General features: G+C 74.8%; 7 protein-coding genes. 4 read left to right on the top strand and 3 right to left on the bottom strand.

The features are described 5' to 3' along the window. Window positions 1–48: 48 nt before the first annotated feature. The 3 genes from ACH4S8_RS18250 to ACH4S8_RS18260 all read left to right on the top strand — a co-directional run bounded on the left by ACH4S8_RS18250 (window position 49) and on the right by ACH4S8_RS18260 (window position 2,991). Window positions 49–873 (top strand): purine-nucleoside phosphorylase, encoded by an 825-nt coding sequence (locus ACH4S8_RS18250; protein WP_355770573.1) that lies wholly within the window; start codon window positions 49–51, stop codon window positions 871–873. Between the two features lie 85 nt (window positions 874–958). After that, window positions 959–2,590 carry a phospho-sugar mutase gene (locus ACH4S8_RS18255; protein ID WP_398395005.1) on the top strand — a complete coding sequence of 544 codons (1,632 nt, stop codon included), beginning with the start codon at window positions 959–961 and terminating at the stop codon, window positions 2,588–2,590. A gap of 176 nt (window positions 2,591–2,766) precedes the next feature. Then, on the top strand, window positions 2,767–2,991 hold the full coding sequence (locus tag ACH4S8_RS18260) for a hypothetical protein (protein WP_398395007.1): 225 nt from the start codon (window positions 2,767–2,769) through the stop codon (window positions 2,989–2,991). Between the two features lie 103 nt (window positions 2,992–3,094). Here the strand turns inward: ACH4S8_RS18260 and ACH4S8_RS18265 are convergent, their stop codons facing one another. The 3 genes from ACH4S8_RS18265 to ACH4S8_RS18275 all read right to left on the bottom strand — a co-directional run bounded on the left by ACH4S8_RS18265 (window position 3,095) and on the right by ACH4S8_RS18275 (window position 6,082). Beyond that, entirely contained in the window at window positions 3,095–3,289 is a 195-nt protein-coding gene (locus ACH4S8_RS18265) for a hypothetical protein (RefSeq protein ID WP_398395009.1), read from the bottom strand. A gap of 215 nt (window positions 3,290–3,504) precedes the next feature. After that, the gene (locus ACH4S8_RS18270; RefSeq protein ID WP_398395011.1) at window positions 3,505–5,280 is read right to left on the bottom strand and encodes a hypothetical protein; all 1,776 of its coding nucleotides are present in this window, start codon (window positions 5,278–5,280) and stop codon (window positions 3,505–3,507) included. 124 nt (window positions 5,281–5,404) lie between these two features. Beyond that, the gene (locus ACH4S8_RS18275; protein ID WP_398395013.1) at window positions 5,405–6,082 is read right to left on the bottom strand and encodes a PH domain-containing protein; all 678 of its coding nucleotides are present in this window, start codon (window positions 6,080–6,082) and stop codon (window positions 5,405–5,407) included. A gap of 232 nt (window positions 6,083–6,314) precedes the next feature. Between ACH4S8_RS18275 and ACH4S8_RS18280 the strand changes: the two genes are divergently transcribed. Continuing rightward, a complete protein-coding gene (locus ACH4S8_RS18280; protein WP_398395015.1) occupies window positions 6,315–7,178 on the top strand; it encodes a class I SAM-dependent methyltransferase in 864 nt (287 codons plus the stop codon). The last annotated feature ends 213 nt before the right edge of the window (window positions 7,179–7,391 follow it).

Genomic DNA, 7,391 nt, shown 5'->3' on the forward strand with positions numbered 1-7,391 from the left:
AGCACCGTCATCTACGCGCGTAGGCACAAACCGGCTACGCTCTTGCGCGTGAACGCATCTCTTCTTCCGGACGACATCCAGGGCGACCCCCACGCCGCCGCCGACGCCGCCGCCACGCGCCTGCGTGAGCTGACGGGCGCCGAGACCCACGACGTCGCCCTCGTGATGGGCTCCGGCTGGGCTCCCGCCGTGGATGCCCTCGGCACCCCCGAGGCCGAGTTCCCGGTCACCGAGCTGCCCGGCTTCCCGCCGCCCGCGGTCGAGGGCCACGGCGGCACGGTCCGCTCGTACCGCATCGGCGACAAGCGCGCCCTGGTCTTCCTCGGCCGCACCCACTTCTACGAGGGCCGCGGAGTCGCCGCCGTCGCGCACGGCGTGCGTACCGCCGTCGCCGCCGGCTGCAAGACCATCGTGCTCACCAACGGCTGCGGTGGCCTGCGCGAGGGCATGCGCCCCGGTCAGCCCGTGCTGATCAGCGACCACATCAACCTGACGGCCACCTCGCCGATCGTCGGCGCGAACTTCGTCGACCTCACCGACCTGTACTCGCCGCGGCTGCGCGCGCTGTGCAAGGAGGTCGACCCCTCCCTGGAGGAGGGCGTCTACGCCCAGTTCCCCGGCCCGCACTACGAGACGCCCGCCGAGATCCGGATGGCGCGTGTCATCGGCGCCGACCTGGTGGGCATGTCGACCACCCTGGAGGCCATCGCCGCGCGCGAGGCGGGCGCCGAGGTGCTCGGCATCTCCCTCGTCACCAACCTCGCCGCCGGCATGACGGGCGAGCCCCTCAACCACGAGGAAGTCCTCCAGGCGGGCCGCGACTCGGCCGCGCGCATGGGCGAACTTCTGACCCAGGTGCTGGATCGTCTGTAGACGACGGGGTGACCGCCCCCGGCGCCGGGGGCGCGACGACCCGGGTACACGGAACCGTACGACCGAAGAGAGAGGTGCACCCCAGGTGCAGGACGAACTCATCGCGCGGGCCGAGGCGTGGCTGGCCGAGGACCCCGACGCGGAGACCCGTGACGAACTCGCCAAGCTCGTCGAGGCCGAGGACGTCACCGAGCTGACCGCCCGCTTCAGCGGGACGCTCCAGTTCGGCACCGCGGGTCTGCGCGGTGAACTCGGCGCGGGGCCGATGCGGATGAACCGCAGCGTGGTCATCCGGGCCGCGGCCGGACTCGCCGCGTATCTCAAGGACAAGGGACAGACCGGCGGACTCGTGGTGATCGGCTACGACGCCCGCCACAAGTCCGCGGACTTCGCCCGGGACACCGCGGCCGTGATGACGGGCGCGGGCCTGCGCGCCGCCGTCCTGTCCCGGCCGCTGCCCACCCCCGTCCTCGCCTACGCCATACGGCATCTCGGCGCGGTCGCGGGCGTGGAGGTCACCGCCAGCCACAACCCGCCCCGCGACAACGGCTACAAGGTCTACCTCGGCGACGGCTCGCAGATCGTCCCGCCGGCCGACGCGGAGATCGCCGCCGAGATCGACGCGGTCCGCGCGCTCGCCGACGTGCCCCGCCCCGACTCCGGCTGGGAGACCCTCGGCGAGAGCGTCCTGGACGCCTATCTGGCCCGTACGGACGCCGTCCTCGCCGAGGGCTCGCCGCGCACCGCCCGCACCGTCTACACGGCCATGCACGGCGTCGGCAAGGACGTCCTGCTCGCCGCCTTCGCGCGGGCCGGGTTCCCGGAGCCGGTGCTCGTCGCCGAGCAGGCGGAACCCGACCCGGACTTCCCGACCGTCGCCTTCCCCAACCCGGAGGAGCCCGGCGCGATGGACCTCGCCTTCGCGGCGGCCCGCGCGGCGGAACCCGACCTGATCATCGCCAACGACCCGGACGCCGACCGGTGCGCCGTGGCCGTGAAGGCCGGCGCCGACTGGCGGATGCTGCGCGGCGACGAGGTCGGCGCGCTGCTCGCCGAGCACCTGGTGCGGCGCGGCGCGCGCGGCGTCTTCGCCGAGTCGATCGTCTCCTCCTCGCTGCTCGGCCGGATCGCCGAGGGCGCGGGGCTGCCGTACGAGGAGACGCTCACCGGCTTCAAGTGGATCGCCCGCGTGGAGGGTCTGCGGTTCGGGTACGAGGAGGCGCTCGGCTACTGCGTCGACCCCGACGGCGTACGCGACAAGGACGGCATCACCGCCGCCCTCCTGATCACCGAGCTGGCCTCGGAGCTCAAGGAGCAGGGGCGGACGCTGCTCGACCTCCTCGACGACATCGCCGTCGCGTACGGGCTGCACGCCACCGACCAGCTCTCGGTACGGGTGGAGGACCTCTCCGTCATCGCGAACGCCATGCGCCGGCTGCGCGAGCAGCCGCCCACGGAGCTCGCGGGCCTGGCCATCACCAGCGCCGAGGACCTGACCCGGGGGACGGACAAGCTGCCGCCCACGGACGGTCTGCGCTACACGCTGGACGGCGCCCGGGTCATCGTCCGGCCGAGCGGCACCGAGCCCAAGCTGAAGTGCTACCTGGAGGTCGTGGTGCCCGTCGGCGGCCACGACGAACTCCCGGCGGCCCACGCCAAGGCCGCCGAGCTGCTGACGGCGATCAAGCGGGACCTGTCGGCCGCGGCCGGCATCTGAGCCCACGCGCCGGTGGGAGGCGGCCCGCCCGCCGCCTCCCACCGGCGCTCCGACACGCACGTCCACCCTCCTGACGGGTGATGTCCGCACGGCAGTCGACGCAGCGCTCCCGTGCGCCACCGGACGACCGAGGAACGGTCACCGGCAGCGCACCGTCGAGTCCCAGGAGCCGCCGCGTGCCCTCGACCGATTCCCGGCCGACGTCCGCCCCGCCCCGAAGCACCCCGGGCGCGGCCGGCCCCGGTGTCCCGGCCGCCCGGCGCGCGCACGGCGCGGCCGGCCGCCTCCTCGCCGCGGCCCGCGCCCGGCTGCGGGACGCGGCCCCCGCCCTCCTCGCCCACGCGGCGATCCGCCTCACCGGGCTGCTCGCGCTCGCCGTCTGGCCTGCGGAGGCCACGTAAGACCGACCCTCACCGGTCGGCAGAGGCCCGTGAAACAGGAACCCGTGGTGGTACCGCGGAGCAGTACGGACCGGAATCACCTGCCCTCGGGCAGGTGAGGGCGTCAAACGGAGTCGCTGTTCACCGCGTTCGCCGCGTGGGCGCTGTACGCGGTCCTCACCGGCCGGCCGCTGTGGGCCGCCTCGCCGGCCGCGCCGGCGGGGCGGACCCGGCCCACCGGTGTCGCGGTGGCCGCCGGTGTCGCGGTGGCCGCCGCCGCAGCCGTGACCGCGCTGCTGTCGCTGCGCCGGGGCTTCACGGTCCGGGCGCTCGCGGCGGTCGTCCTGGCCCCGGCCGGCTCGCGTACGTCGGCGGGGTGGGCCTTCGGCCGGCCCGCGCCTCACGCCGCTTCCGGACCCCGTTCCTCACCGCCGCGGTACCGGGCTCGGCGTACTGCGGCGCGTACGTGGTCCTGGTGTGGCCGAGCGCGCCCTGAGGAGCGTGCCGGTCGGGCGGTGCCTCCCCCGGGCGTCCTCACCGGCCCGGGAACCCCACCAGAGCGGTCAGCACCAGCGACAGCCACACCAGCACGAACGGCACCGCCAGCGGCCACAGGGGGCGCCCCCGCTCCCGCTCCTCGCTGTCGCCGGTGGGGCGCAGGGCGGGGTCGGTGCGCATGGCGGTGACCTCGGCGGCCAGGGCGTCGTACGGGTGGGTCACACCGCGCCGGTGCTGGAGCCAGGCCCAGCGGGGCGCGGAGACCGTCCAGGCCCCGTCGCCGCTCCAGCGCAGCTTGAGCTCCAGGGACTCCCGGCGGACCGAGCGGATGTCGTCCCAGGGGATGTGGGTGGTCCCGCGCAGGCCGTTCAGCCAGAGCCCGGTCCGGTCGGCGGTGATCCGCCAGCTCAGCTTCACGGGGATGCGGAACGCGGCGTGCAGGCTGATGAGGACAGCGACGATCTCCTGCCACAGGCCGGGGTCCCCGTCGGTGAAGGCCCAGTACATCGGAACGCCCCACGCCACCATCAGAAGACCTGCCAGCCGGTCCACCGCGCCCGCACGCCAGCGGCGTACCGGCACGGCTTCCGTCAGGCCGGCGGCCGCCACCAGGCCGAAGTGCCGTTCGTCGTCCGCCGCCCTGCGGGCCGCCGTTCGCTTCGCCTGCCCGAGCCGTCGCCGCACTCCGCGCTCCGACAGCGGGCGGACGGGCCCGGACGACCGTTGCGCCGACAGCGGGCCGCCGGGCTCCGGCGCGGCACTGACGAGCACGACCTCGGCACCGTCGTACGGCGCCCCGTACAGGACGGCCTCCCGCAGCGGCCCCGGCCGGTCGTCGTCGCCCCGGTCGGGGGGTCCCGTCAGGTCCGCCACGTCCAGCACGGCGTCGGTCACGACGTCCGTCACGGTGTCGGTGTGGTGGTGCGGGTCGTGGTTCGTGCTGTGGTGCGGGTCGTGATTCGTGGCTCGGTACGGGTCGTGGTGTGTGGCTTGGTGCGGGTCGTGGTCCGTGGCGTGGTCCAGCGCGATCACTCCGACGGTGAACAGCGGGCGCAGGCCCGCCACGTCGTCCGCGGCGAAGACCTTCGCGTCGCCGCGCCGGGTCTCGCGCATCAGGACGCGCAGGACGGGCGCCGGCGCGGCACGCAGCGCGGTGGCCCGCCGCCTGCCCAGCACTCCGGAGAGCAACGCGGTGACACCCAGCCCCGCCACGAAGGAGCCGACGGCCACCGCCGCCCGACGGCCCTCCGAGGAGTCCCACACAGCGGCGGTCGCGACCGCCGGAAGGCCCGCCAGGATCAGGGTGACCCCGAGCCCGGACAGGAGCCGGCCGCGCCCGAGGGGCCGGTCGGCGTCCGGCGCCGGTGCCGTCACTCCCCCGGCGGCGACCAGCGCCGCCTCGCGCTGCCGCTCCCGCGCCCGCAGCCGCCGGGCGGAGACCGCCATGGCGGACGCGGTCAGCAGGAGCGCCCCCGCGAGCACGGGGAGGAACGGGGCGGGACGCAGGACGACGACCACCAGGGCCAGGACCGGCGCCGACACCCGTACGACCTCGGGCCGCAGTTGCAGCCAGATCAGCTGGAGTCCGGCCGGCGCCGCGAGATACGGCGGCAGACCGGCCTCGGTCAGGCCCAGCGCGGCCAGCACGCCTACCGACAGCACCAGTTTGAAGACCCGCAGCCCGACCCGTGGCACCGGTATCCAGGCCGGTGCCAGCACCCGCGTCCAGCGCTGGGTGTGCTCCGTGCTCCAGGGAAGGCACCCGTCGGGTATCGCGGTGGCGGGCAGCGTCCGCCGGACGTCGGTGTTCATCGTTTCCCAGGGACTCGGACCACGGGGGCGGTCGTACGGAAGGCTGAAGGCCCTCGGCTTCGTCTCCGGGCGGGGGAACGGCGGTCGCGGCCGAGGCGGGGCACCGGCCCCGCGAAGGAACGGGTCAGCCCGTCGCCAGCAGGATGGCCAGGACGACGAGGCCGGCGAGTGCGGGGCCCATCACCTCGTACGCCCAGCGCACCGTGACCTCGCCCTGCGCGCCCTCCGCGGTGGCACGGGCCTCGGCCAGCTCGCGCAGGTCGTCCATGACCCGGTCGGTCTCGGGGCGGGTCGGCGCGTCGGTGGCGGCGCCCCGGCCGAAGGCGGACGAGAGGCCCAGTGACGGCGTACGGCCGTCGCCTCCGCGGCCGGGCCTGCCCGGCGCCGGCCGGCTGGCCGCCTTCTTGCGGGCACGCAGCGACACGGGCACCGCCCACAGCTGGTACTTCGTACCCGAGGTGTCGATCACCTCGTTCGAGTAGTGCGAGCGCAGCGAGGCGACCTTGCTCCAGGGGAGCACGATCACGCGGAGCGGGTTGCGGACACGCAGCCGGTCCTCGTTGGCGTAGACGGCGGGGCGCAGGGTGAAGGCGATCACGACCGGGACGATGAGGATCAGCCCGGCGAGCGCCAGCCAAGGGGTGCGGCCGTGTCCGGAGATCAGCGCGTCGAAGCCGAGCCAGCCCACGATGAGCAGCAGGAGGACACCGCCCGCTATACCGGCGGGCGACCGGTAGATCCGGTCCCTGGCCTCGGGTCGCGAGGCGTCCGGAAGGGGTGACTGGTGGTCGGGGGTCGTCATGGTCCCGATTGTGCACGACGTGTGCCGTGCGCTTGAGCTCGGTGGGGTCTCGCTACGGTCGCGAAAGCCCCCGCGACACCGCTTCTCCTCGTGGTGCCGCGGGGTCGAGGCGGGCACTCCGGCGCGCCGTGCCCCTTCGGCGATATCCAGGTCCGGCATCGTCTTGACCTCGGACCGGCCTGACGCGGGACGGTGTCGTCTCCAGGTCGTGAGGGCAACCACAGGAGGCACGATGGGATCCGAGCGCGGGGCGGACGGCACGGCGGCCGGTGAGCAGGCGGAGCGCTGGAACGGCCCGACCGGGGACGCCTGGGTCGAGGCCCAGGACATGGTGGACGCGTTGTTCGCGCCGCTGGAGAAGCTGATCGTGGATGCCGTTCCGGCCGGGCAGGGCGGACAGGTCCTCGATGTCGGCTGCGGCACGGGCGGCACGACGGTGGCCGTCGCGCGCCGGCTCGGGCCCGGGGGCCGGTGCGTCGGCGTCGACATCTCGGAGCCGATGGTGAAGGCGGCCCGGGCCCGTGCGGAGCGGGCGGGCGTGCGGGCGTCCTTCGTCCGCGCCGACGCGCAGGACCACGTGTTCGAGCCCGCGGCCTTCGACGCGGTCGTCTCCCGCTTCGGCGTGATGTTCTTCCCGGATCCGGTGCGGGCCTTCACCAACCTGCGGCGGGCCGCGAAGGAGGACGCCGTGCTGCGCTTCGTCGTCTGGCGCGACCTCACCGAGAACCCGTTCATGACGACGGCCGAACGGGCGGCGGCGCCGCTCATGCCGAACCTGCCGAAGCGGGTGCCCGACGCTCCGGGGCAGTTCGCCCTGGCGGACGCGGACAGGGTGCGGGGCCTGCTGGAGGAGAGCGGCTGGGCCGGGGTCGGCATCCGGCCCGTCGACGCGGCGTGCGTCATGCCCGAGAGCGAGCTGGTTCCGTACTTCAGCCGGTTCGGGCCGGTCGGGATCGCCCTGCGGGACACGGACCCGGCGACCCGGGGCCGGGTGGTCGAGTCGGTCCGCGCCGCGTTCTCGCCGTTCGTGCACGGTGCGGAGGTGCGGTTCACGGCGGCGTGCTGGCAGATCGACGCGGGCGCCTCCGGCGGGTGAGCGAGGTTCGGGTGCGGGGCGGTGGGTGGCCGGGTGCGGGGCGGTGGGTGGCCGGGTGCGGGGCGGTGGGTGGCCGGGTGCCGTTCGGTGGGTGGGTCGGGTGCCGTTCGGTGGGTGGGTCGGGGCCGTGCCGGTACATCCGCCCGCATCCGAACGGATCCCACCGGCGTCGAGACATGGACGCGGGTTCCGATCCGTCCGGCCTGCGGGCAT

Source organism: Streptomyces sp. NPDC021080 (assembly GCF_044333225.1).
Taxonomy (GTDB): Bacteria; Actinomycetota; Actinomycetes; order Streptomycetales; family Streptomycetaceae; genus Streptomyces.